Origin of the sequence: Pinibacter aurantiacus (assembly GCF_019130065.1) — a bacterium.
Classification (GTDB): Bacteria; Bacteroidota; Bacteroidia; order Chitinophagales; family Chitinophagaceae; genus Pinibacter; species Pinibacter aurantiacus.
The window spans coordinates 435,415-460,351 of sequence record NZ_JAHSPG010000003.1 but is presented as its reverse complement, the minus strand read 5'-3'; the positions used below and the strand labels follow the sequence as shown (position 1 = coordinate 460,351).

13 protein-coding genes and 3 pseudogenes are annotated in these 24,937 nt (G+C 43.5%); 5 read left to right on the top strand and 11 right to left on the bottom strand.

Annotated elements, in window-relative coordinates; genetic code table 11:
* Positions 1 to 104: 104 nt before the first annotated feature.
* The 3 genes and pseudogenes from KTO63_RS07760 to KTO63_RS07750 all read right to left on the bottom strand — a co-directional run.
* Entirely contained in the window at positions 105 to 815 is a 711-nt protein-coding gene (locus KTO63_RS07760; RefSeq protein ID WP_217790658.1) for an MIP/aquaporin family protein, read from the bottom strand.
* A gap of 117 nt (positions 816 to 932) precedes the next feature.
* Positions 933 to 2,444 (bottom strand): glycerol kinase GlpK, encoded by a 1,512-nt coding sequence (glpK, locus tag KTO63_RS07755; RefSeq protein ID WP_217790657.1) that lies wholly within the window; start codon positions 2,442 to 2,444, stop codon positions 933 to 935.
* 289 nt (positions 2,445 to 2,733) lie between these two features.
* Positions 2,734 to 4,170, bottom strand: a pseudogene (locus KTO63_RS07750) (glycerol-3-phosphate dehydrogenase/oxidase); the annotation flags it as partial.
* Between the two features lie 453 nt (positions 4,171 to 4,623).
* On the opposite strand from KTO63_RS07750, the gene KTO63_RS07745 reads away from it, so the two are divergent.
* A complete protein-coding gene (locus KTO63_RS07745) occupies positions 4,624 to 5,061 on the top strand; it encodes a VOC family protein (RefSeq protein WP_217790655.1) in 438 nt (145 codons plus the stop codon).
* 227 nt (positions 5,062 to 5,288) lie between these two features.
* Here KTO63_RS07745 and KTO63_RS07740 read toward each other — a convergent pair whose 3' ends face one another.
* From KTO63_RS07740 to KTO63_RS07715, 7 genes and pseudogenes are all read right to left on the bottom strand, one after another.
* Positions 5,289 to 5,621: a T9SS type A sorting domain-containing protein gene (locus KTO63_RS07740; RefSeq protein ID WP_217790654.1), complete on the bottom strand. Its 333-nt coding sequence runs from the start codon at positions 5,619 to 5,621 to the stop codon at positions 5,289 to 5,291.
* 120 nt (positions 5,622 to 5,741) lie between these two features.
* Positions 5,742 to 6,215 carry a redoxin domain-containing protein gene (locus tag KTO63_RS07735; protein ID WP_217790653.1) on the bottom strand — a complete coding sequence of 158 codons (474 nt, stop codon included), beginning with the start codon at positions 6,213 to 6,215 and terminating at the stop codon, positions 5,742 to 5,744.
* A 157-nt stretch (positions 6,216 to 6,372) separates the two neighbouring features.
* Positions 6,373 to 7,425, bottom strand: a complete 1,053-nt coding sequence (locus KTO63_RS07730; protein WP_232373077.1) for a PorP/SprF family type IX secretion system membrane protein — start codon at positions 7,423 to 7,425, stop codon at positions 6,373 to 6,375.
* A gap of 23 nt (positions 7,426 to 7,448) precedes the next feature.
* Positions 7,449 to 8,648, bottom strand: a pseudogene (locus KTO63_RS26520) (T9SS type B sorting domain-containing protein); the annotation flags it as partial.
* A 102-nt stretch (positions 8,649 to 8,750) separates the two neighbouring features.
* Positions 8,751 to 12,248, bottom strand: a pseudogene (locus KTO63_RS07725) (PKD domain-containing protein); the annotation flags it as partial.
* A 96-nt stretch (positions 12,249 to 12,344) separates the two neighbouring features.
* Complete coding sequence (locus tag KTO63_RS26440; protein ID WP_217790651.1) at positions 12,345 to 17,156, bottom strand: PKD domain-containing protein; 4,812 nt, start codon at positions 17,154 to 17,156, stop codon at positions 12,345 to 12,347.
* A gap of 191 nt (positions 17,157 to 17,347) precedes the next feature.
* On the bottom strand, positions 17,348 to 17,755 hold the full coding sequence (locus tag KTO63_RS07715; protein WP_217790650.1) for a hypothetical protein: 408 nt from the start codon (positions 17,753 to 17,755) through the stop codon (positions 17,348 to 17,350).
* 253 nt (positions 17,756 to 18,008) lie between these two features.
* Between KTO63_RS07715 and KTO63_RS07710 the strand changes: the two genes are divergently transcribed.
* Entirely contained in the window at positions 18,009 to 18,464 is a 456-nt protein-coding gene (locus tag KTO63_RS07710; RefSeq protein WP_217790649.1) for a fasciclin domain-containing protein, read from the top strand.
* A 165-nt stretch (positions 18,465 to 18,629) separates the two neighbouring features.
* Here the strand turns inward: KTO63_RS07710 and KTO63_RS07705 are convergent, their stop codons facing one another.
* Positions 18,630 to 20,123 (bottom strand): carboxypeptidase M32, encoded by a 1,494-nt coding sequence (locus tag KTO63_RS07705; protein WP_217790648.1) that lies wholly within the window; start codon positions 20,121 to 20,123, stop codon positions 18,630 to 18,632.
* Between the two features lie 130 nt (positions 20,124 to 20,253).
* Between KTO63_RS07705 and KTO63_RS07700 the strand changes: the two genes are divergently transcribed.
* From KTO63_RS07700 to KTO63_RS07690, 3 genes are all read left to right on the top strand, one after another.
* Positions 20,254 to 22,659, top strand: coding sequence for a hypothetical protein (locus KTO63_RS07700; RefSeq protein WP_217790647.1), 2,406 nt, complete (start codon positions 20,254 to 20,256; stop codon positions 22,657 to 22,659).
* A 364-nt stretch (positions 22,660 to 23,023) separates the two neighbouring features.
* Positions 23,024 to 24,121 (top strand): Nif3-like dinuclear metal center hexameric protein, encoded by a 1,098-nt coding sequence (locus tag KTO63_RS07695; RefSeq protein ID WP_217790646.1) that lies wholly within the window; start codon positions 23,024 to 23,026, stop codon positions 24,119 to 24,121.
* Positions 24,122 to 24,151: 30 nt separating this feature from the next.
* Positions 24,152 to 24,907: a zinc ribbon domain-containing protein gene (locus tag KTO63_RS07690; protein ID WP_217790645.1), complete on the top strand. Its 756-nt coding sequence runs from the start codon at positions 24,152 to 24,154 to the stop codon at positions 24,905 to 24,907.
* Positions 24,908 to 24,937 lie beyond the last annotated feature (30 nt).

Sequence of the window (24,937 nt, the reverse complement as noted above, 5' to 3'; positions counted from 1 at the left end):
AGACGCGTTGAACGCGTCTCTTTTAGTATCAGGTTGCCAAAACAAATTGACGCGTCTCTGCGCCCCCTGTTCGTGGAGGCACGAACCGGGGTCTTGCGCTTTTGCTACAACAAATTAAAAACCACTGCAGCCAACACCGCACCAATCACTGGTCCCACAATTGGCACCCATGCATAGCTCCAGTCAGATGTTCCTTTTCCCTTGATAGGAACAATCGCATGAATGATGCGTGGTCCCAAATCACGCGCAGGATTGATTGCATAGCCAGTTGTGCCACCTAATGAAAGCCCGATGGCGAACACAAGTATTGCAACTGGTAATGGGCCAAGTGCCGCGAGCCCTGCAACATTTTTATCTGTTCCAAAAAATAATATCACAAAGATCAACACAAACGTGCCGATGATCTCGCTCAGCAGGTTGGCCGGATAATTCAATATCGCCGGGCCTGTTGCAAATACCGCAAGCTGACCCCCGGGATTATCTGCCGATGCATCGAAGTGTGGTTTGTACATAATCCAAACAATAAGCGCTCCGCACATAGCGCCAAGTATTTGTGCAACTATATAGCTGAATACACTTGCCCATGCAAACTTTCCTGCAACTGCCAACGAAAGTGTTACCGCAGGATTTAAGTGCGCACCGCTTGGTTGTGCTACAATGACTCCACAAAAAACAGCAAATGCCCACGCCGTTGTAATAACGATCCAGCCTGAGTTCTGGCCCTTTGTTTTATTTAAGACTACGTTTGCTACAACGCCATCGCCGAGTAGAATGAGTGTTGCGGTGCCGAGGAATTCTGAGATAAATGGGGACATGGGGATTAATTGAAAATTGAAAATTGAAAGTTGAAAATTGTAGGGGCGAATCGCATTCGCCCTGATTAAAAAAATGGTTGAATTTTGTAGAGACAAGGCATTGCCTTGTCTCTACTGTTATGCATCATACATCGGATCGATCCAATTGCGTGAACGTTCCACCGCCTTCTTCCAGTATTTGAGCAGTTCGGTTGTTTTGTTGTTGTCCAATTGCGGATCAAACTTTACATCTACCGCCCATTGTTTTTTTATTTCTTCAATATCTTTCCAATAGCCAACTGCAAGCCCTGCGAGATAAGCAGCGCCCAATGCCGTGGTCTCTAAAATTTTGGGACGAACAACTGCACTGCCAAACAAATTTGCCTGGAACTGCATCAACATATTGTTGGCAACGGCTCCGCCATCAACTCTTAGTTCAATAGATTTTCCTTCACTGTCAGATTCCATGGCTGCGAGCAAATCGTGTACCTGGAACGCAATGCCCTCAAGCGCTGCGCGGGTTATGTGCGCGGCAGTTGTTCCGCGCGTTATGCCAAATATGGTGCCTCTCGCATATTGATCCCAGTAAGGTGCTCCCATTCCTGCAAGTGCCGGAACGAAATACACGCCGCCATTATCTTCTACAGAAGCAGCGAGCTTCTCACTTTCCGATGCAGTATGAAGAAGTCCAAGTCCGTCACGCAGCCATTGAATGGCAGCACCGCCAATAAATACACTGCCTTCCAATGCGTAAGTCGTTTTGCCATTGATCTTCCACGCAACAGTTGTAAGTAAATTGTTTTTTGACTTCACCGGTTTGTCGCCAGTGTTCATCAACATAAAGCAACCTGTGCCATAAGTATTTTTAGCCATGCCCGGTGCGTCACACATTTGCCCAAACAGCGCCGCCTGCTGATCTCCGGCGATTCCTGCAATTGGAATTTTTGTGGCGAATAGTGTAGTGGCTGTTTCTCCATATACTTCACTGCTTTCTTTTACTGTTGGTAAAACGCTTGCGGGAATATCGAGTAGCTTCAATAGTTCATCATCCCATTGCAGTGTGTTAATGTTAAACAACATCGTTCTGCTGGCGTTGGTAACATCTGTGATATGCATTTTGCCACGCGTAAATTTCCACACCAGCCAAGTGTCAATCGTGCCAAAACAAAGTTTTCCCTGCTCAGCTTTTTCTCTTGCTCCCGCTACATTATCGAGGATCCATTTTAGCTTGGTCGCAGAAAAATAAGCGTCAATTACCAATCCCGTTTTTTCCTGTATGGCATCGGCATGACCTTGTTCCTTTAATTGATCACAATATTTTGAAGTGCGCCTGTCCTGCCACACGATTGCATTATAAACAGGCGTTCCAGTTTCTCTATCCCATACAATAGTTGTTTCACGCTGGTTGGTAATGCCAATCGCCGCGATTTCTTTTCCCGTAAGATCCGCTTTGGCAACGGCTTCTGCGGCAACAGAGGATTGTGTTGACCATATCTCCAACGGATCGTGTTCCACCCAGCCGGGCTTGGGAAAAATTTGCTCAAAGGGCTTTTGCGCAAGCGATACCACTTCACCATTGTGATTGAAAATTATCGCTCTCGAACTTGTTGTGCCCTGGTCAAGGGCAAGGATGAATTTTTCAGATGACATAGAATCTGTTTATATGAGCAATCATTTTATTTGTGAGTCGTCAGCGTTACTACTATGTTGCTTTGCTTGCGTCGCACACTTCAGCGGTAGTAATTCTATTCAGCAATGTGTTCCTACCATTTTGCATTCTTAATTTTCAAGGGCGAATGCGATTCGCCACTACTATTCAATTTAAAATGTATCCCTTCGCCATCGTAATAAAATCATCAATTTGTTGTTGTTCCCAGTTCTCATCACGTTCCAATTCTCTTGCAAGGATTTGCGCGACAACCGGCGCCGCTTTAATCGCTTCACGTGCATCGAGAAACAATAATCTGCAACGGCGTGCAAGCACATCGTCAACTGTTCTCGCAAATTCTTTTCGCACGGCCCATACAACTTCTGCTTTTGTGAAATCGTATTTTGGAGAAATCTTTTCTTTCAGTTCTGCGTTCTCATTTATAAGTTGCTGAACGTTTTCAATGTCTGATCCATAAACGTACAAATGATCTTGCATGTTTACAGACTCTTTATGTCCGTGTATTTTTAATGTCTTCGTAACACATGGTTTGTAAGCAAGATGAACCTGGTTAATTGCTCTGTCCACCACATCCTGCGCCATTCTGCGATACGTGGTCCACTTGCCGCCAGTAATGGTAACGAGGTTGCTTTTCGAAACAATGATCTTATGATTACGCGAAATTTCTTTTGTGCTTTTTCCTTCTGTTTGCGGTGCTGCCAACGGACGCAAGCCCGCAAACACTGACAATACATCTGCACGTGTAGGTTTGCGTGTGAGATAATTTGCTGCGGTATTTAAAATGAAATTTATTTCCTGCTCCAACGCATGAGGTTCCAATTCAATGTGGTCGCGAATTGTGTCGGTTGTTCCCACCACAAGTTTATCGTGCCACGGAACCGCAAACAATACACGTCCATCGCTTGTTTTGGGAATCATCAATGCATGTTCGCTATCAAGAAACGAACGGTCCATTACCAAATGAATGCCCTGGCTTGGCATTACCAGTTTTAGTGCTTCGGGTTTATCCATCAACATCAGGTCATCAACAAATACACCGGTGGCATTGATCACCACTTTGCCTTTTATCGTGTATTCAATATTAGTTTCCTGGTCTTTTACTTTAACGCCGGAAATTTTTCCATTTTGCTTTTGCAAACCAACTACACGGGCATAGTTCAAAATGCAGGCGCCTTGCCCGATTGCTGTTTGCGCAAGATTCACTGCAAGACGTGCATCATCAAATTGTCCGTCCTGGTAAATAACGCCACCTCTTAATCCCTTCTGACGAATGGTTGGTAAATGTTCTATCGTTTTTTTCTTACCGATAAATTTAGATCTGCCGAGACTTAATTTGCCTGCAAGCATATCGTAAAACTTCAAACCAATAGTGTAGAGAACGTTATCGAAGAATGTATAGTTGGGTATAACGAAAGATTGATTTTTGGTGAGATGCGGCGCGTTCTTTAACAACAAACCCCTTTCATAGCAAGCTTCTCTTACCAAAGCTAAATCGCCTTGTGCCATGTAACGAACGCCACCGTGTACAAGTTTTGTGCTGCGGCTGGAAGTGCCTTTTGCAAGATCCGATTGCTCCAATAAAATGGTTGAGTACCCTCTGGAAGCTGCATCCACGGCTGCGCCCAGCCCTGTTGCGCCACCACCGACTATTATGAAATCCCAGGTTTTGTCTTCTTTCAATTGATCTAGTAACAAACTCCTATTCATGAAATTGGTTGTGTTTGTAAGATAGGGGTTTCAGTAAGAAGACGCAAGAGAGATGCTTCTTTTTCACCACTAAGACGCTAAGGGCACTAAGTTTCACTAAGAGCTAATAGAAAGACAAAACCACAGAGGGCATTGAGTTTTTTTCACAGAGGAAAGGAGTGATGCTAAACTCATAGCAAATCACAAAGAGAACAAAGGATATGAGAGTGTATCTTATAAAACTCTTTTCGTTTTTATTTTAGAGTTGAAGGCTGTGTGTTTTCACGAACCATGGTGAATGCGATGCGAAAATTAAATTTCATTAAAAAGAATAATTTTTTGAAATGGTGTTCAAACAAAAGAAATATTTTGGCGCCATAAAAAACAAATTACGTCCGGTTGATGTTCTACTGAACTGATTATTTCCGGCTGATTTGCCTTAGAAAAATTTATTAATTATAAATAACAACAACAATGGCACACGTATCTATCTATCTGAATTTCGATGGTAATGCGGAAGAAGCATTTAACCACTACAAGAAAGTTTTCGGAACTGAGTTCTCTACGCCGCTTATGCGCATGAGCGACATTCCCCCTTCACCTAATGCACCGGCATTGCCTGAAGCAGAGAAAAACAAAGTAATGCACGTGGCATTGCCAATTCTTGGCGGCTTGGAAATTATGGCAACGGACGTGTTGGAGAGCATGGGCCATAAATTGGTGGAAGGAAATAACGTTACGATCAGCTTAAATCCTGACACAAAAGAAGAGGCTGACAAATTATACGCAGGCTTGTCTGAAGGCAACAGCACAGAAGCCGTAGCTCCGCACGATGAATTTTGGGGCTACTGGGGCACCTGCAAGGATCGCTTTGGTGTTCGCTGGATGTTTAATGTTTCGAACAAACAGTAGAGAGAAGGAACGCAGATTATCATGGATGTTATGATTAGTGATGATTTGAAATTTGATATTGGTGGTGGCGCAACCTTTAGACAATATCAAGTACCAATAAGTAAATAGGTAAATCTTGACAAATCATGACAATCATGAAAATCTGCGTTCTTACATCCTGAGGCGCAGCAGAGGGTTGCTAACCGAGGCTAGCATTTGTTATCAAGTATCTATGTTTTTGGCTGCTATTATTTGGAAACCTGGAACCTGCCTGAATCAACTATCTTACCTGATTTATCTTTCACCTGGTAAATGTATAAACCACGGTAATAGTCAGCGAGGTCAATAATTGTTTTTTGATTATTCAGACTTTGATCAAATATCTTCTTACCTATGAAACTGAATATCTGAAGTGAATAATCGCGTGGGTTGGAATATTTAAAATCGAAGGTAATTTGTGTGATGGCAGGATTGGGGTAACAGCGCACAGCGGTGGGTACCTCTTGTTGTGGTAACCTTGCTTGCGTGAAGCCCTTTGATGTAAGCAATAAAGAAAATACTAATATGTAAAAAATCTTCATCGGCGATCCTGCATATTTTAGGTTAAATTAACCTGATTATTCAAAATTACAAATCATTTGCCTAAAAAAAAGTTCTGGCTAGGTGTTTTCTTTATATTAACGGGACGAAATCCCCCGAAATCAGGACGCAGCTTGCAAAGCAGACTTAATCGATTCGAAATCTGGTAGTTCCGATGGAACTTCTTTGGCTTCAGAATAAACGATTACGCCGTCCTTATTTATAACAAATGCGGCCCTTTTACTAACTCCCTTCATTTCAAATGCGGGGAAAACGTCATAAAGAACATCAAATGCCTTCGAAACCTCTTTGTTAAAATCGCTTAAAAGTGGAAAATTCAGCTGTTGCTCCTTTCTGAACTTATCTAGTGAATAGAGGCTGTCAACTGAAATCCCCAACACCTGCGCATTAAGACTCCCATAATTTCCAATGTCATCTCTTATTGAGCATAACTCCTTTGTGCAAACGCTGGAAAAGGCAAACGGAAAAAACAGCAAAAGGACATTTTTCCCGTGGAAATCATGCAATGACACTTGTTTCTTCTCAGAATCGTAGAGTGTAAAGTTGGGTGCTTTTGTTCCTTTTGGTAAAGCCATGGTTTTAATTTGAAGATTTGAAGATTTGAAGATTTGAAAATTCTTTCTGTGCTTGTTGCCTGCTTATATTTTGACCCAAGTACAGTTGAAAATAGAAAAATGTGTTGGCCTGTCCGCTTCCTTCATTTTCAAATCTTCAAATCTTCAAATTTTGAAATTAGAATTTTGGGCAGAGCACTTTGTCCCTGCTTGAATTATATCTGTCCAGAAAGCCAATATAAGATACAGAAATTTCGATGCCACCACGTCCCTGGCTAACTGTTTTAAGCGTTGAAACGTTCACATCATAACTTATTGCGACGGCAAATGGGTTATAATCTATTTTCAAAACAGGAATAAATGCATCGCCCCAGCGTAAGAATGCGCCGCCGCTTAGTGTGTAATCCGGTGCGTCATAATCGTCGCCTAATTTGTAAGAATACAATACCCCTGCAATGGTTTCATTGAAAGCTCCTTGTTTGGAGTAATCGGCCTGAAGCGTAAAGTAGGAATAGTCGTCGAGGTTGAACTTTACGCCGCCGGAAATAACTGTTTTTCCATGTAGTGCTGCATCTGCGCTTCTGTAAAATGAATTGGAAGGCCTGTTCAAGTGATGGTAACCCACGCCAAAGAACATGTTGTTCTGGTTCTCCGCTCCAAAACTAGTGTTGAAGCTTGCACCAAGGCTCGCATCAAAGTAGCTGTAGTTTGGAGAAACAAAGGTTTCACCGTCTGCAACTGCGGGATTGTAAGCGCCTCCAATGAATTGGTTATCGGTAGTGATCTTTGTTCGGTCGATTCTCTTTTGCACCAGGCCCGCCATAAAACCTACAGAAAGATACATGGCTTTGTCGCTGCGCAATGATTTGTGATAGTTCAGTGCAGGCAGAACCTCAGTGGTGGTAAGGCCCGCGGTTCCTGCTTTGTCAAACAGCGCTTGCAAGCCGATGGTAAGGAAGTCGTCACTTTTTCCTACCGGCGCTTTGTATTCGACGTTAAAGGATCCTGTTTTATACGCATTGGTAAAGCTGTTCCATTGATCGCGGTAAACCATTTGCGCCCTTATATCACCGGTGAAAATGCCCGCCAGTGAAGGATTTCTGAGCAATGGTGCTTCGAAGAATTGCGAAAAATGGGCATCCTGTGCCGAGGCGTGTTCCGCAACGCACAAGCTGATCGTGGCGACTAGAATAAGGATAAGCTTTTTACACATCATGATCGACATTCTCATAGATTAGCTGAATTGGATTTCTATTATCTTATTAATGACACGTTTCCTTTATAAGGTACTATCTGACTGTTATTGCAAACAAATTCAATTATATATGTATACACATCCTGGGGAGCTTTTTCACCATTTATCATTCCGTTCCATCCCGCAGAGGTGTCATTTGCACCGAAATTCTGTTTCTCAAAAATTAGTTGCCCAAGTCGATTGTAGATTCTGAAAGTATTGATCCTTGTTAAACCTTTACCTCTTGGATAAAAAACATCATTCATGCCATCATTGTTTGGCGAAAAAGTATTTGGCATGAAGAAATTTTGCTCGTTACAGAATACGACAATAGTGATATTATCAGCTACGGAGCAATTGCCGTTGTTGGTGGCAGTAGCATAGTAGTTGGTTGTTTTTACCGGAGACGCCACCGGATTGAGGCAGTTGTCGCAGCTCAAACCAGTGCCAGGTTTCCATGTGATGCTCACGATGTCTGACGAACCCTGGCCATTGATCTGGTAGCTTGTTCCGGAAGGAATTGAAGCGTCTGGACCGAGCTCAAGGGTTGGATATTTGAAAACAGTGATGTCTACTGTTGCAGAATCGAAGAAGCATGATTTGCTGTCGCTTGCCACTACCTTGTACACAGTAGAAACAGTTGGGTTGGCAACAGGATTGCTGATGGTTGTGCTGCTTAATCCTGCTGCAGGGCTCCAGTTGTATAGCGACGCGCCTACTGCTCTCAGCTGTGTACTTTGTCCAACACAAAGTGAATCTTTCATCGGATCAACCATAATGTGCACAGGTTGGTTAACCGAAACTTTCACAGTATCCAACTTAACGCAACCAAAAGTGGTAGCGCCTGCCAAAAAGTAACTGGTTGTTTGCGTTGGCGTCGCAATAGGAGTAGGGCAAACGGTACAACTTAGTGTTGTTGTTGATGGGCCTACCCACTCGTATGAATCTGCTCCGCTGGCCTGCAACTGAATATTTTGTCCGAGACAAATAAGGCTATCGATCCCTGCGTTTGTTTTAGGTAATGGATGTATTGTAAGCTGAAGTGTGTCCTTGCCAACGCAACCTTTTTCGTTGGTGGCCTGCAGTGCAACTGCATAATTCCCGGCTGTAGCGAACGTTTGTGCAGACGGAGTCTGGCCCGTTGCCGTTTGTCCGTTTCCAAAATTCCACTGCCATGTTATCGGCGCATAATTGGGCCCGTTATTCAATACACCTTTATAAGTGAGCGTTGCCGGTTCGCAACCTTCTTTAGGTCCCTGAACGCTTACGCTTGGCGATGCATAAATTATTATCGAGTCTTTGTAAGTAACAGATTGCGTACATACAGGGGCACTTGTACTTACATTCAAAGTAACGCTGTAAGTGGTTAAAGGGCTTCCTGTTTTTGCATAAAAATGCGGCACGCTACTGCCGACTCCTGTAGCGCCATCACCAAAATTCCAGCTATAGCCGGTAATGGTTCCGTTGCTCGTAGAAGCATCTGTGAAAACAACTGTACCGGTGTCGCAAAGTGTTGCGGGTTTAAATGTGAATTGAGGATTGATGCCAATAATTTTTAGGGTGTCCACCGCCGTTATAGGAACCTGGCAGCCTGTGGCATCTTCAAGAATTACACGTGGTAAGTAATTTCCAACGGTGTTGTATACGTGAGATGATGCCGGTATGGCCGTTGTGTTTGAATTACCATCTTTAAAATCCCATGTATATGTTTTTACCCCTTTGGCATTTGCCACTGCGAAATTGATATTGGTATTGTTACATGCTCCTTTAGGATCGAAACTAAAATCTCCCTGCGGACCATAAATAGTAATAGGGCTTGAGGTGTAAACTGCTGTACATCCTCCGGGGCTAGTAGCGGTCAGTTTGATTACATAACCCGGGTTATCGTTTGGATAGTAATAAGTGTGCGATGGATTGGCAGCTGAAGAATGTGCCCCATCTCCAAAATCCCAATCATAGGTTGCCACATAATGACTGGTGGAGATGAAATCCATTGCCAGTGGCGGACAGTTTGTTGTACCCGTCGTTGGTGTAAATGAAATAGTCGGTTTGTCAAACGTAATGATCCTGGATGTATCCTTTGAGCATCCGTTTATATCGCGGGCCGTAAGCTTTACCGTTGCAGAAGAAGGTACCACCAGGCTAGGCGGATACGCATGTATAGGATTTGCCTGTGTCGATGTTTGTCCGTCGCCAAAGTTCCAAAGATATGTCAATGTGTTACCTGTTGATGTGTTGAGAAACTGCATGGGAGCGCCCGGGCATGATGCCGTATCCACGGAGAATGCGGCATAAGGTTGGGTGATGTTCACTACGGTAGTGGCACTGTCCGCACAGCCGCCGTCTGCCACGATCAGCTTTACCGGAAAAGCACCCTGCTTGCTGTAACTATAAGGAGATGGAGGGTCTTTTTGAGTAGAACTTGTGCCATCGCCAAAGGTCCAGTTCCACGTTGTGGAGGTAGAGCTGGCAGTTGATGTATTGGTCAAAGTAATTGGGACGCCGATACAGCCTTGCAGGGGGGAAATGCTAAATGCGGCTTTTACACCTTTAACAACAACTTGTTGAGGCACTGATGTACTGCTGCAATTGTTTGTGTCTTTTATGGTAAGTTTAGTGGTAAATGTTCCTGTTACCTTATAAAAATGGTCCGGAGCATATGCTGCTAACGGGGGCGTGCCGTCTCCGAAATCCCATATGTAGGATGTAGCTCCCTGTGTTGTATTGACAGGCACAAATACTGTTTGCGTATTTGCACATCGTGTGTTTCCCCCCAGGATAATGAAATTAGAATCCACTGCCAGCGTAAATACCGGTACAGTGTCAGAAACGTTGACACAGGCCCCCAATGTTGCCTTAATAGTTACTTTATACTTCGTGTTGAAAGCTGGGTAAGCATGTGTAAACTGTCCGCTTTGTGAGGAAATGGGGGTGCCATCACCGAAGTCCCATAGAACCGTACTTCCCGATGTTGATTTATCGACAAAAGTGAATTCCTTTTTGTTGTTACAATTTATCTGGTACGTGAATTTAGCAACAGGTGGATTTACTTTTACCAATGCAGGTTTTGTAATGCTGGCGGCGCATCCGTTGTTGTAGACGGTAAGTTTTACGTCGTAAGGAACGCCGTTGTTATCTCCCGTGTACCTGTAAGAAGGATTTTGAACAGCGCTTGTAGACCCATCACCAAAATTCCACAACCACCTGTTGATACCGGAAGTTGGTTGGGAAAGGTCAGTGAAATTGATGGCCGTTCCCGCGCAGGGGTTAGTGTTGGAAACACTGAAATCCACAAGCGTTGGCAGTACACCAATTTCGATAGACTGTGTTGCTGTGACCGAGCAACCGCCTTTCGTAGTTGCGATCAACGTGAGTGTGTATGTTCCAATTGATCCATAATGGTGCGTTACCAATGGTGACGAGGTTGAGGTGAAATCTGCAGTGCCATCACCAAATTTCCAGGTGTACGAAGCAACTCCATCAACCGAGTTTACTGTTGCTTTTGCATTTATATCAAGAGTGTTACATCCATTAGCCACCGGAATATCTATTGTGGCAGTTGGGATGGCAATCTTTACATACTGTTGTAATGTTTTTGTGCTCGTACATCCATTGCCGTTTTTTACGGCGAGTGTTACATTAAATAATCCTGTGCGGGCGTACGTATGTGCAGGGTTTTGTAAAGTGGATGTTGAACCATCACCAAAGTTCCACGACCATGTAGTGGGGCTTCCTTTGGTAGTATCAGTAAATGTTACGTTTGCAGGTGTTTTACAACTAAGCGTGTCTGGCGAGAAAAAACCGGCGTTGCTTCCTGTTACGATGGCAACTGGTTTTGTAGTAGAGTCAAGACAGTTTCCGAAGTTATTTACAAGCTTTACATAATAGGTGCCGGAATTGGCAAACACATGCGATACATTTACTGTGCCGCTGCTTGTTGGCGTACCATCACCAAAATCCCAAATGGCGGTAAATGGTTGTGGTGCGGATGTATTTGTGAGCGTGGTAGCAACACCCGAACAGGATCCGTTCACATAAGTAAAGTCTGAATTTACACTGTTGACGATGTTGATCTGGTTGTTGCCTATCAAAGTGTCTACACAACCCTGGTCACTTTTGGCAACTAATGTAACGGTATAAGCTTTTACTTCTGCGTATGTATGAGCCGGAGGATTTTTCCTGGTGTCCGTACTACCATCACCAAAATCCCAGAGATAACTCATGGTTCCAAATTCCTGGCTGGTATTAGTGAACGTTACGAGGGCCGGAGGTTTACAACTTTGTGAAACAGTGTTTGTATAATCGGCTTTTACACCGCTGTTGATAGTAATGGTGACAGGCTTGCTGAAGTCGCTGCAACCTGCGGCGTTAGTGGCTTTCAATGATGCGACAAAACTTCCGGAACGGCGATATACGTGATAAGGATTGCGATCGCTTGATACATCTCCGTCGCCAAAGTCCCATTCATATTTCACTACGTTTGCAGAAGACTGATCTGTAAACTGAATGGGTAAGGGAAAACAACCTGTAGTGCTGGAGGCAGTAAAAGCGACTGTTGGCTTTTCGTTCACGGTAATAACCTGAGTTACGGGCGCACTGGTTCCGCTTCCATTTTCTGTGGTCAGCGTAACTGTCCATGTGCCTGGATCAAAAAAGACTACGGGATTCTGAAGTGATGAGGTTTGACCATTTCCAAAATTCCAGTGCCACAGGGTTGGATTGCCGGTCGAATTATCTGTAAACTGTACTTTCAAAATGGCACAACCGCTTGTTACGGAAGGCGTGAAAGCACTTACCGGTGCCTGCGCTTTAGAAAAGATACAGGCAAAAACAAAAATGACAGCAATGAATAATTTCTTTCTCAGATGCTACGGTTTTAAAGGTTCAGAGCTAATAAGCAAAACTAATCTATGTGTTTAACGAATAAGTGCGACGTTTCCTTTTTCAATTATAATTTGGCTGTTCTCGCAAATTACTTCGATCATGTAAATGTAAACTCCTTCATCCGCAATTTTTCCCTGGAACATTCCATCCCAGCCTTTGTCCGCTTCATTTGCGTTAAAACTTTCACGGCTGAAAACGACTTGTCCCCACCTATTGAAAATTTTCAAACTTCGTATGTTATACAATCCTTTTCCTCTTGGATAAAAAATATCGTTCACGCCATCGTTGTTTGGCGAGAAGGTATTAGGTAAAAAGATGTTTCCGTTTTTACATATTACAGTAATAACAACCTGATCCATGGTATAGCAGCCGCCATTGTTAGTCGCTGTAATTGTATAATTGGTTGTCTGCTTCGGATTCGAAACCGGGTCTTTACAGGTAACACAACTCAGGGCTGTCGATGGCGTCCACACAATACTTGTTACATCATCAGATACCTCAGCGTGTAAGGTTACAGAATTTCCTACAGAAATCGTAGTATCATTCCCCGCGTTAACCTTAGGTATAGGGAATACCGTTATTGTTACATAGCCTGTGTCGTTAAAGCAGGCTTTATTATCAGTGCCTATTACCTGGTAGGTAACTGTTTGATTTGGTCTGGCAACAGGGTTTGAAATTTGAGGATTGCTTAATCCATCGACCGGCGTCCAGGCATATAGTTCTGCACCGGTTGCATTTAATTGCTGTGATGCGCCCACACATAAAGTGTCGTTCGGAGATACTTTAACGGTAATAATTTGCTTTACCTCAACATTTATGTCATCAGTATTTACGCAGCCGTGTATATCTTTTCCTGTCAGGAAATATTTTATAGTTGTTTTTGGCGAAGCAACAGGCGCAATGCAATTGCCGCACGATAAAGTTTGCGTTGGCTGCCAGTTGTAATCAATGCCGCCGGTGGCATGCAACGTAATGCTGGTGCCTAAACACATCGCCGTATCATTTCCTGCATTGATATTTGGCAATGGATAAACCGGCAATGCTTTTTTGGCCGTGTCATAACAACCCGCCCTGTTTGTGGCTACCACTTGCACGTTGTATGTATTGGGCGAGTTGTAAACAACTGCCGGAGGGTTTTGAACGTTGGACGTTTGTCCGTTTCCAAAATTCCAGGCCCAGGCCAGCTGCATTGTGTCTATTGCAGAATTTGCTTTAAAAAGAACAGTAACGGGGACGCAGGCAGAGTCTATGCTTTGCATGGAAATATCTGGGCCTATGTTTACAGTTACTATTGCTGTCTGCTGCGAAGTATCCCTGCAATTGTTTTCCGTAAGCGTATAAAGTTTTACAGGATAACTGCCGTGGGCCCTATAGAAATGACTTGGATTTTTTTCGTTGGAAAAAGAGCCGTCGCCGAAATCCCATTTATATTGGGTAATTACATCATTGGCCTGGGATGCATCAGTAAATTTCACAAAACCAGAGTCGCACAAAGGCTTTGTTTCATGCGTAAACGCAGCATCTGTGCCATACACAGAAATGGTGTCCTTTCCTGTAACGGGCACACGACATCCTTTATCGTCTATGAGTATCATTTTGGGCAGGTAATCACTGGCAGTTAAATATGTATGTGTGGTTAACGAATCTCCATTGTTGATAAGGGTACCATCCGCAAAGTCCCAAACGAGTTTTACTTTAAAACCAGGTTCGGGCAGGGCTGTGAAATTAACAGTGAGGGGATCGCAGCCTTTCAACGGGTCGTATTTGAAAGTTCCCTTTGGTCCCAAAACAGTAATTTCAGTCGAATCGGCTGCAAAACATGCATCTCCGTAGCCTTTAACGATAAGTTTTACTTTATATTTTCCCGGGTAGGAATAAATGTAAATCGGGCTCACCATGGTTGAGGCATCTCCGGTGCCAAAGGTCCACGCGACTGACTGATAATTTTGAGATTGGTTATTAAAACTGGCTACCAGTGGCGGGCACTCGGCGAGCGTGCTGTTTGCTGTAAACTTGGCTATAGGGTTCCTGATGTTGATATAGTTGACCTTTTTCAGAGAGTCTGAACAACCGTAAACGTCCGTTATTTTTAAAGAAACGGTATAAGCGCCTTCATTAGGATAGCTGTGGATGGGGAACCCGTCCGTTCCGGTGCTGCCATCGCCAAAATCCCACAGGTAGGTTAACTGCGGCCCTGTTGACAAGTTATTGAATTCTGCCTTTGTGCTTGCACAAAGCAAAGAATCGCGAGCCCTGAAATTTGCCACCGGTTGGGAAACCAATAACGCATTCTTTTTGGTAACTGTATCTGTACAGCCCTGGCTATCTGTTGTGATAAGCGTTATGTTGTAATTACCAGGTTTGGTATAGAGGTGCGAAAATGGTGGTGCTGTAAATGACTGAATAGTGCCATCGCCAAAATCCCATTTCCATTGCAGAATAGGGTTGTCGCCATCCCCGGAGGATTCGTCTTTGAATGTAACCGTCGTATTGTTACAAACTCCGGAAACGGGCACGCTGAAATCTGGCGTTGGTCCCTGCACCTTTATGTACAACGGTTTTAGCAATGTGCTTTTGCATCCAAGAACATCTGTAAGCGTTAGCGACACGTCGTAGCTTCCGGCTTTGGTGTAAATTTTTTCAGGAGAAGGCAGTATGCTTGTAAATCCGTCCCCAAAGGTCCATGCGTATTGCGCGATATTGTTTTGGTTGACACCAACGGTGTTGAATTTTACCTGGTTCTTTTTACACGTAACGGAATCTGTACTGATAAAATCGTTTTTCTCATCCACCACTTTTACGTCCTGGCGAGATGTATGCGAGCATGTGCCATGTGTTACCGTTAGCGAAACGGTGTATACGCCCGGCTTGTCGTAGCTGTGTTGTGGATTTTGTTCTGTCGATGTTTGCCCGTCACCAAAATCCCAGAGCCATGTTTCGGGCTGTATGGATTTATCCACGAATCTTCTTACATACGGGAAAGTACACTGCTGGGAAATGGTAAATATGGAAATGGGTGGATCAATATGGACGAATTTGGGAAGCGTCAAAGTATTTGAACACCCGTTATGACTAACTGTAAGCGTAACATTGAAATCACCCACTTCCTGGTAGGCGTGCTTCGGATTTTGAACCGGTGAAGTCGGAGAGTGATCACCAAAGTCCCAAAGCCATGTATCAATAGGAGGGCCCGAGGATTTGTCCGTGAATTGCACAGGCACCCAGGCGCAAGTACTGCGAGGTGCAGCATCAAAGTCCGGGGTAGGTTTCATACCCACCAACACGGCGCTGGTGAATTCAACTGAGTCCGTGCAGTTGGGGCCTGCGTAAATAACTCTTACCGTATATCTACCTGTATCATTGTACACATGTGTTGGACTGGCACCTGTGCCCCTGGTGCCGTCACCAAAATCCCATTGAATAGAATTTACCGGGTACGGCCCTGTGATTGTAACAGATGGCTTGTAGGTAAGTGGCGCACAACCAGACACTGAGCTGTCCTTCATTACCACCGATGCCTTGCTGATATTTACAAAATTGTTTTTTACAACTGTATCAGGGCAGCCATTTGGCCCAAATGAAATAAGCGTTACATCAAAAGTATCCAGCTTCGTATAAACGTGAGTGGGCGAAGCGTCTGTGGATTCGGTGCCGTCGCCAAATATCCATTTATAGCTTGTTGCGTTTGTAGAAGTAGCAGTAAAATTCACGCTAAGCGGTACATTACAGCCGATATTGTCAGTAGCAGTAAAATTGCTTTTTGGTCTCGCTAACACTTTAATGGCCTTTCTATCTACACCAGAACATGCGCCAAAATTGCTCGTGAGTTGTATGACGTATGTGCCGGGGTTTGCATAGGTTTTTACGGGATTAAGCTCTGTAGATTTTGTACCATCACCAAAATCCCACACTACTGAAACCGGCGGAGGTGTGGATTGGTTAGTAAGTTGAACAGGCGTTCCTGCACACACACTGTCCGGCGCGTTAAAATCTGCCTGCACACTGCCTATGGAAACAGCCTTTTGTTTCACGATAGAATCAACGCAGCCCTGGCTGGAGTTTACAACCAGTGTTACGGTGTAGTCTCCTGAGGTTTCATATGTATGTGAGGGGTTGGGCTGGCTGGATGTACCGCCATCGCCAAACCTCCATAAGTAAGTGAACTGACCGGTGCCTGTACTTTTATTCGTAAACTGAATGGTAGTCGGCGGCGTACAACTTCCCGGGTTGTTGTAGGTAAAGTCTGCTGTTACGCCTTTGGGTACTTTAATAAAACCAATGCGTGTAAATGCATTTTCACAACCATAAGAAGTGGTTACCCTCAGTGTAACATCAAAGCTTCCAGTTGTTTTATAAGTATGAAGTGGATTGTGATCTGTGGAATAGCCACCATCGCCGAAAAACCATTCCCATTGCGTTATAGGATCATCAGTTGCTATGGTAAGGTCCCTGAATTGCACATCCAGCGGGTAGCAGCCAGTAGTGTCCGATGCCTGGAAACTGATGGCCGGTGCACCATGTACAATGATAATATTTGTTTTTACAATTTTAGAAATGCTTACGCCATCGCTTACTTCGAGGGTAACTGTGTATTTGCCCGGGTTAAAATAAGTGGCGCCCGGATTTTGTAAATAAGAAATTGTTCCATTGCCGAGATCCCATTTCCACGAAGTGGGGTTTCCGGAGGAACTATCTTTAAAATTTACAATCATAGGTGTACAGCCTTCGGTTGGACTTACGGAAAAATCAGCTTTCAATTGGCTATACGACTTATTATAGCATGCGATACTTACTAGAATAAAAAGCAGTACTCGGCAGGATATAATAGTATATCTTTTCTGCATAGGCTACCCTTTCGGGAATTTTTTTAGGATAAGTATTTTCTATAAAAAAAAATATACCGCCCGTATGTAACGGGCAATAGCTTTTAGAAGGGTACGACCAATTTGTAACTACGGTTGGAAGGCTGTATTCGAGGTTATCGCGCCGGGCAGATGTTTAAAAAATCATCCGGCAAAGTTGGGTGTTTATGAGATTATTTCTTTTTCAGATAGAGCATCTTTGTGCCATTGGCTCCGCTGGCTCTTACGTAATCCCAGTCGCTGTCAGTTATTTTCCATATTTCATTAAGCTGTTGTAATGTATCATTAGCTGGTTGAAAGTGCGCGGTAATTGTCAGGGCGTTGATATCTCCGCTCCACGTCCCGGTATTCTTGTTCATAAGCCAGTATGCATCCACCGATCCGGACTCGTAAAACTGAAATTCGTAGCCTGCAAAGTTTGTGGTAATATCTGTACCGTTGTTGCTGAACTGAGTAACTACCCACCTGCCGTTGGTGACAGCGGCAATTACGATTTGCTCTTTTTTCCGATCGATTGCTTTTTTGCAGGATATGGAAATAAGAAGAGGCGTCAGTAATAGTATAAGCAGCTTGTGGTTCATAGACTTCATTAAGATATAACCCGCACGTTCCCTGGCTACAAATTTAATCAGTAAAACAATATAATGCGTTGAATAATATGATCTTAATATAGATTCAGGTATTCAGGTTAATAATCTACAGATAATAACGTACGACTATTGTCATTTGTTATAACCGTTAACAACTATTTGCCATTACGTCGGCACACGGAAATATTAAAGTTTCCTCGCAGAAACTTTTTTTTAGGACAGTTGTTAGAGGAATAAAAAGCTCATGAAATTAATAACCCGTTTTGCCATTCTGATAATGTGCATTGCCATCATTAATGTCAGTTGCTCCTCATCTGCAGGATTGTTGAGCACCCTCGCATCCAATCCAAATTTAAGCGGCATAAGCAGCCTCATTAAAAGTGCAGGAGGTATAAACAGTATTTTGGGGAGCAAAGGCCCCTATACATTGCTCGCGCCAACCAACGATGCGCTGTCAACGCTGGGCGGTAACGTGGGAAGTGTGCAGGATCTGATGAAGCCGGAAAACAAAAGCCAGCTCACCAATATGTTGCAACAATATGTAGTACCTGGAAATGTAAGCGCCGATGATATCAAGGCAGGAAATGTAAAAAATGCCGCTGGTACACCATTGAACCTCGGAACTGCCGCACTGGGTGAAAGTATGAAGTCAAGTGATGGTGGCGTGGTGTATGTGATCAATAAATTATTGGGTCAGTAGTAGGGGCGAATCGCATTCGCCCGGAAGCACCCCGATGCTGTAACACAAAAAAAGAGACACTCACACATGTCTCTTTTTTGTTGCAATATGATGTATGGAAATGTGCAGCCGCTTGATATTCACTCGTGCACCTTCAGGGTGCAGCAGGGCGAACGCGATTCGCCCCTACGGCGTGTATATTCCCAAATATTTCCCCCTGGCATATTTCATGAAATGATCAATGTTCAACGGTTCGCCGGTTACACGCTCACACAATTGCTCACTCGTAAACTTGCGCCCATGCTGGTGAATGTTTGTACGCAACCATTGCAGTAGTGGTGCAAAATTTCCCGCCACAATTTCATTTTGCAGCTCTTTAAGCTGTGATGAGGCAGTGTTAAAAAATTGCGCAGCATACAAGCTGCCTAAACTATACGTTGGAAAGTAGCCAAAACTTCCGTGGCTCCAATGAACATCCTGCAGGCAGCCACGCTTATCATCCGGCACATCTACACCAAGGTATTTTTTGTATTGCCCATTCCAGTAAGCAGGAATGTCTTTAACCGTAATGCTGTTCTCCATTAATTTTTTCTCCAGCTCGTAGCGGATGATCACATGAAAATGATAGGTTAGTTCATCGGCCTCAGTTCTTATCAGAGAAGGCTGCACTTTATTGATAGAACGGTAAAACTGTTCTACAGAAACCTTTTGCATCTCCGTTGGGAAATAGGATTTCAGCAAAGGGAACATGTATTTGCAAAATGAAAAGCTTCTGCCCACATTATTTTCCCAAAGTCTTGATTGAGATTCATGAATGCTCAACGAAGCATATTCGCCCAATGGCAGGCCATATTCTTTTGCCGGCAATCCTTGTTCGTACAGGCCGTGGCCAAGCTCGTGAATGCAGCTCCACGTCATGTTACTGATATCTTTTTCATCAATGCGTGTTGTTAAACGCACATCCTCGCTGCTGAAGTTCGTAGTGAACGGATGCTCTGAAATATCCTGGCGGCCAGCTTCAAAATCAAACTGCATTTCTTTTAGCAGCTGCATGCTGAATTTCCATTGTTGGTTTTTATCAAAATGCTGTTGTAAAAAATGATCATCAACCTGCGACTTTTTGCCCACCTCATCAATCAATTCTTTTAGTGGCTGACGGATATTATTAAAAACAGGATCGATCATCGCCACCGTTGCGCCGCGTTCATATTGGTTTAATAATGCATTGTAAAGATGATTCTCGTAACCAAGATAATTTGCTTCCTGCTTTTTCAGGTCGACCAGTTTGGAAAGGCTCTCTTCGAATATGCCGAATTTGTTTTGCTTTCTTGCATCCAGCCAAAACTGGTAGCTTTGAGAAATGGCTTCGCTCATTTGCCTTACAAAGCTCCCCGGCAGTTTCTTTTGCTGGTTAATATCATACAGACTGAGTTCTATGTTTTTCCTTTCATCCTCGCTCAAATTTTTATCCTCCTGCAATTTTTCGAGCAATGAATCCAGCGCAGAATCTGTTTGCATGTTGTGGGCAACTTCGCTCAACGTGGCAATCTGGCGGGCACGTGTACCGGCACTTTTCGCAGGCATATAAGTTTCCTGGTCCCACTGCAGCACGGCCAAAGAATACCTTACATCTGCTATTTGCTGCAACTTTTCGCGATACGCGTCATATGGATTGGGCATAATTCAAGTTTTATCGGTAATAAAGCAAGCAAAAAAATTGCTATTGTTGAAATATCTTGTTAACGTAAATTGCGTTTCAACACAAAAATATATCTTCAACCCTTAGTTTGTTTACCAACTTGAAGCTATTATGATTCAAAAACTTATAAAGTCTTTAGCGATAATTTGCCTGTTGATAATTCCTGGTCGCATGTTTGCCCAGCGATTCGACTCATTGATGATGGTGTACAGCGATCGCTACCCCGTGGAAAGGGCACACGTACATTTCGATAAGAACTATTACAATGCAGGTGAAACCATTTGGTTCAAAGCATATTTAATGAGCGGCTTATGGCCATCTACCATTAGCACCAACATGTACTTTGACCTGGTAGATGATAATGGCAACGTGCTCAACTCAAAGGTGGCGCCCATCATAGAATCATCTGCCATGGGAAGTTTTGACATCGCTCCCAATTACACAAAGTCCGTATTGTACGTAAAAGCATACACACGTTGGCAGTTGAATTTCGACACTGCATTTTTATTTACAAAAGCCATCAAGATCATCAATAAAGGTGCTTCCGGAAAACCAGAGAGGGCAACTTCTGTATCGCTTCGTTTTTTTCCCGAAGGTGGTGATTTGGTGAACGGCATAGAATCCGTAGTGGCGTTCAAAGCAGTTGACAACAATGGATATCCTGTAAACATAAACGGTAACATAGTAAGCTCTGCCGGACAAAAAGTTGCTGCGTTTAAATCTATTCACGATGGTATGGGAAGTGTAACAATTACACCCCAGGCCAACACAACTTATAAAGCTGTTTGGAAAGATGTTTTTGGAAAGGATCAATCAGTTGATCTGCCTGCTGCAAAAAGCAACGGGGCCGTGATAAAAGTTTCTGACGGACTGGATACAAAAAACTTTACCATCAGAAGATCAGGAGGTGGAGGTGATGCGCTAAACACGATGCATATCGTTGCCATGATGAACCAGCAAGTGGTATATATGGCCAACCTTCACGTGAAAGAAAGCGGAGAAATGACGGGTGAAATTCCATCCACTCAGTTGCCAAGCTGTATCATGCAGCTTACTTTGTTTGATGCAGACTGGAAGCCGGTTGCAGAAAGAATAACATTTGTAGATAACAATGACTACCAGTTTGATGCTAACGTTCGCAAAAAATCCATACAACTGACCAAACGTGGAAAAAATGAAATTGACATAGAAGTAGATGACACCGTAAAAAGCAATCTTTCCGTTTCAATTACAGATGCTGATGTGTATCAACCTAAAATGGAAGATGACAACATCGTGTCCCGCTTTTTAATGACAAGCGAATTGAGAGGAAACATTTATCGCCCGTACTATTATTTTTCCAATCCGAGCGACAGTGTAAAAAATCACCGTGACCTTGTAATGCTTACGAACGGCTGGCGCAGGTACAACTGGGATAAGATCATGGCGAAGAATTTTCCTTCATTAAAATATCAACCTGATAAATTTCTTTCGCTTAACGGACAGGCATATGGCGTTTCTCAAAACAGGTTTAAGAAGGGTGAAATGATGAACGCGATCCTGCAAATGCCGGATTCATCTAAACAAATGTTTTTCCTCGAACTTGATTCCACCGGACGATTCAATACAGAAGGGTTGGTCTTCTTTGGCAAAGCTAATCTTTACTATACGTTCAATAAAAACAGCGCATTGGCAGAGAGAGCGTCACTTCGTTTAGACAATGGCCTGGTTAAAGGAAGCTCGAGCATGGCCATTGATAAAACACTTTTGGCAGGTGTGAGCTTACCTGACAGCAACACATTGCATCAAAGCTATCTCGTTGGCCAGGGCTATATTAATGCAGGAAAAGACAGAGATAGAAAAACGCAAACGCTGCAGGAAGTAGTAGTAAAAGGAAAAGTGCGTTCTGAAAAGGACAAGCTCGATGATAAGTACGCAAACGGTTTGTTTAAAGGCGGAGATGGTTACAGCTTTGACCCGGCCAATGATCCTTTTGCAAGCAGCGCTTATTCCATCTTCACATACTTGCAGGGTAAAGTGCCCGGTTTGATGATCAACACAAGCGGCGGAACTACCTCACTTACGTGGCGCGGAGGTGCACCGGGTCTGTACCTGGATGAAATGTCAACAGACGCTGAGCAGATACAAAACATTCCAATGACCGACGTTGCGTACATCAAAGTTTTCCGTCCGCCATTTATGGGTACAGGCGGAGGAAACGGAGGTATCGCTATCTATACCAAAAGAGGCGGTGGCGCAAGCACAGCCAACATCAAGGGACTTGAGTCTTCCGCGATCCTTGGATATTCCGACATCAAAGAATTCTCTTCTCCGAATTATGCGGTGGAATCACCGTTGGATGCAATTGATGATTTGCGTACAACCCTTTACTGGAAACCATATATTCTGCTGGATAAGGTTACCAAAAGAACCACGATTCAATTTTACAACAACGATATTTCAAAAAGACTGCGCGTAACAATTGAAGGTGTTTCAGAGACCGGCAAGTTAATGCACACGGAAGAGATTATACAGTAATTAGGGTGCCGTAGGGGCGAATCGCATTCGCCCTGCAACCTTACGATGCTGCACAAAAAGGTTGTTAGTTGATAGTTATTAGTTGTTAGATTTTATTTTCGAGCAGTCGCTATTGAAGTCTAACAACCAACCCCGCCCGAACGACTTCAGTCGGGCAGGAACTATAAACTAGCAACTTTCTTATTTTTGGGCTGTTAGATTTTTTATACTGAATGGCCGTTATTAAAGCCCAACAACTGAAGCCGCGGTTCGTGTCTTTACGAACCGTAATCTATCAGGCAGCTTAGCAGGCGGGTCGTGAAGACACGAACCACGGCATTTCGGAAGCCTAACACCATCAACTAACAACAAACAACTCTTAAGCATGAAGATCGCCGATATCATTTCCGTTCTCGAACAAAAAGCAGACCCCTTTTACCAGGAGTCTTACGACAATGCCGGCCTCCTCACAGGCTCTGCGGGTTGGGATTGTACCGGCGTTTTGGTAACGCTTGATGCAACAGAAGCGATAGTGAATGAAGCCATTGAAAGGAAGGTAAATCTCATCGTGGCTCACCACCCGATTGTGTTTGGCGGACTCAAAAAAATAAACGGCAAAAATTACGTTGAAAAAACGGTCATCGCAGCCATTAAAAATGATATTGCCATTTATGCCATTCACACCAACCTCGATAATGTGGCGGATGGCGTAAACGGGAAGATTGCTGAAATGCTGGGCCTCACAAATGTTTCCATTTTACTGCCCAAACAAAATACACTTAAGAAATTGTACACTTTTGTGCCTGTGGCACAGGCAGAGGATGTACGCAATGCTATTTTTAAGGCTGGCGGCGGTCATATTGGCAATTATAGCGAATGCAGCTATGCTGCTGAAGGAAATGGCACATTTAAAGCACAGGAGGGAACCGATCCCTTTGTTGGGAAAATAGGGGAGCGCCATACAGAGCCTGAACTTAAGCTCGAAGTCATTTTCCCAGCTTACCTCGAAAATGCCGTAGTAAAAGCCATGAAAAAGGCACATCCTTACGAGGAAGTGGCTTACGATGTGGTTTCGCTTGCCAACCCGAATATGCAGATCGGATCGGGAATGATCGGAGATTTGGCTGAGCCAATGGACGAAAAGGCTTTTCTCGCCCAGATCAAGTCCGTTTTTAAGGTTCCGGTGGTAAAACATACAAAGCTGACGGACCGGAAGGCAAAGAAAGTAGCAGTTTGCGGGGGTGCCGGTAGTTTCCTGATTAACAAGGCTTTAGCTTCAGGGGCAGACTTCTACATAACCGCTGACGTGAAATATCACGAATTTTTTGATGCGAATGACAGGATGGTTTTGGCAGATGTCGGTCATTTTGAGAGCGAACAGTACACGATTGAGCTATTATATATTATATTACAGCAAAATTTTCCTAACTTTGCCGTCCTTAAAACGAATTTATCCACCAATCCGGTGCGTTATTTCTTTTAAGACCACAAACTTCAAACTTCAAAATAATATATGGCAACTGTAAAAGATTTCTCAGTTGAAGAAAAATTAACCGCAATGGTTACGCTTCAGAAAATTGATTCCAAGCTGGATGAACTCCAGGTGTTGAAAGGGGAATTGCCAATGGAAGTAAGTGACCTGGAAGATGAGATAACAGGTTTAACGGCTCGTCAAACAAGAGTAGAAGAAGAGATCAACGGGATAAATGAATTTATTGCAGGAAAGAAAAATGCGATAAAAGAATCTGAAGAGCTGATCAAAAAATACGAAAAGCAAAGCACTAACGTAAAGAACAGCCGCGAATTTGAGGCGATCAATAAAGAAATTGAAATGCAGCAGCTTGAAGTAAAGCTTGCTGAAAAGCACATCAAAGACGCTCAGGAAGAAACTACCGATAAAGTGATTGCTCTTGATAAAGCAAAAAAAGCTTTGAGTACAAAAGAAAATGTTCTTAAGCACAAAAAAGACGAGCTTGAGAAAATCATTGGTACAACTGAAAAAGAAGAAAAACACTACAACAAATTATCTGCTGAAGCTCGTGAAAAAGTAGACGAACGTTTGTTGAATTCTTACGATCGCATCCGCAAAAACTATCGCAACGGTTTGGCAGTAGTTCCAGTAGAAAGAGATGCTTGTGGTGGTTGCTTTAACGCAATTCCTCCTCAACGTCAGAGCGAGATCAAACAACGCAAAAAAATCATCGTTTGTGAAAACTGTGGCCGTGTACTGGTTGACAGAGATTTGAACGATACAATAGAAGTGAAATAAGAACCACTTATATAAAAAGAAAGCCCCGGT

What these genes read in the sequence shown, in the direction of transcription:
- KTO63_RS07760 (WP_217790658.1), bottom strand. Translation starts at nt 815, where the DNA reads ATGTCCCCATTTATCTCAGAATTCCTCGGCACCGCAACACTCATTCTA.
- glpK (WP_217790657.1), bottom strand. Translation starts at nt 2,444, where the DNA reads ATGTCATCTGAAAAATTCATCCTTGCCCTTGACCAGGGCACAACAAGT.
- KTO63_RS07745 (WP_217790655.1), top strand. Translation starts at nt 4,624, where the DNA reads ATGGCACACGTATCTATCTATCTGAATTTCGATGGTAATGCGGAAGAA.
- KTO63_RS07740 (WP_217790654.1), bottom strand. Translation starts at nt 5,621, where the DNA reads ATGAAGATTTTTTACATATTAGTATTTTCTTTATTGCTTACATCAAAG.
- KTO63_RS07735 (WP_217790653.1), bottom strand. Translation starts at nt 6,215, where the DNA reads ATGGCTTTACCAAAAGGAACAAAAGCACCCAACTTTACACTCTACGAT.
- KTO63_RS07730 (WP_232373077.1), bottom strand. Translation starts at nt 7,425, where the DNA reads ATGAGAATGTCGATCATGATGTGTAAAAAGCTTATCCTTATTCTAGTC.
- KTO63_RS26440 (WP_217790651.1), bottom strand. Translation starts at nt 17,156, where the DNA reads ATGCAGAAAAGATATACTATTATATCCTGCCGAGTACTGCTTTTTATT.
- KTO63_RS07715 (WP_217790650.1), bottom strand. Translation starts at nt 17,755, where the DNA reads ATGAACCACAAGCTGCTTATACTATTACTGACGCCTCTTCTTATTTCC.
- KTO63_RS07710 (WP_217790649.1), top strand. Translation starts at nt 18,009, where the DNA reads ATGAAATTAATAACCCGTTTTGCCATTCTGATAATGTGCATTGCCATC.
- KTO63_RS07705 (WP_217790648.1), bottom strand. Translation starts at nt 20,123, where the DNA reads ATGCCCAATCCATATGACGCGTATCGCGAAAAGTTGCAGCAAATAGCA.
- KTO63_RS07700 (WP_217790647.1), top strand. Translation starts at nt 20,254, where the DNA reads ATGATTCAAAAACTTATAAAGTCTTTAGCGATAATTTGCCTGTTGATA.
- KTO63_RS07695 (WP_217790646.1), top strand. Translation starts at nt 23,024, where the DNA reads ATGAAGATCGCCGATATCATTTCCGTTCTCGAACAAAAAGCAGACCCC.
- KTO63_RS07690 (WP_217790645.1), top strand. Translation starts at nt 24,152, where the DNA reads ATGGCAACTGTAAAAGATTTCTCAGTTGAAGAAAAATTAACCGCAATG.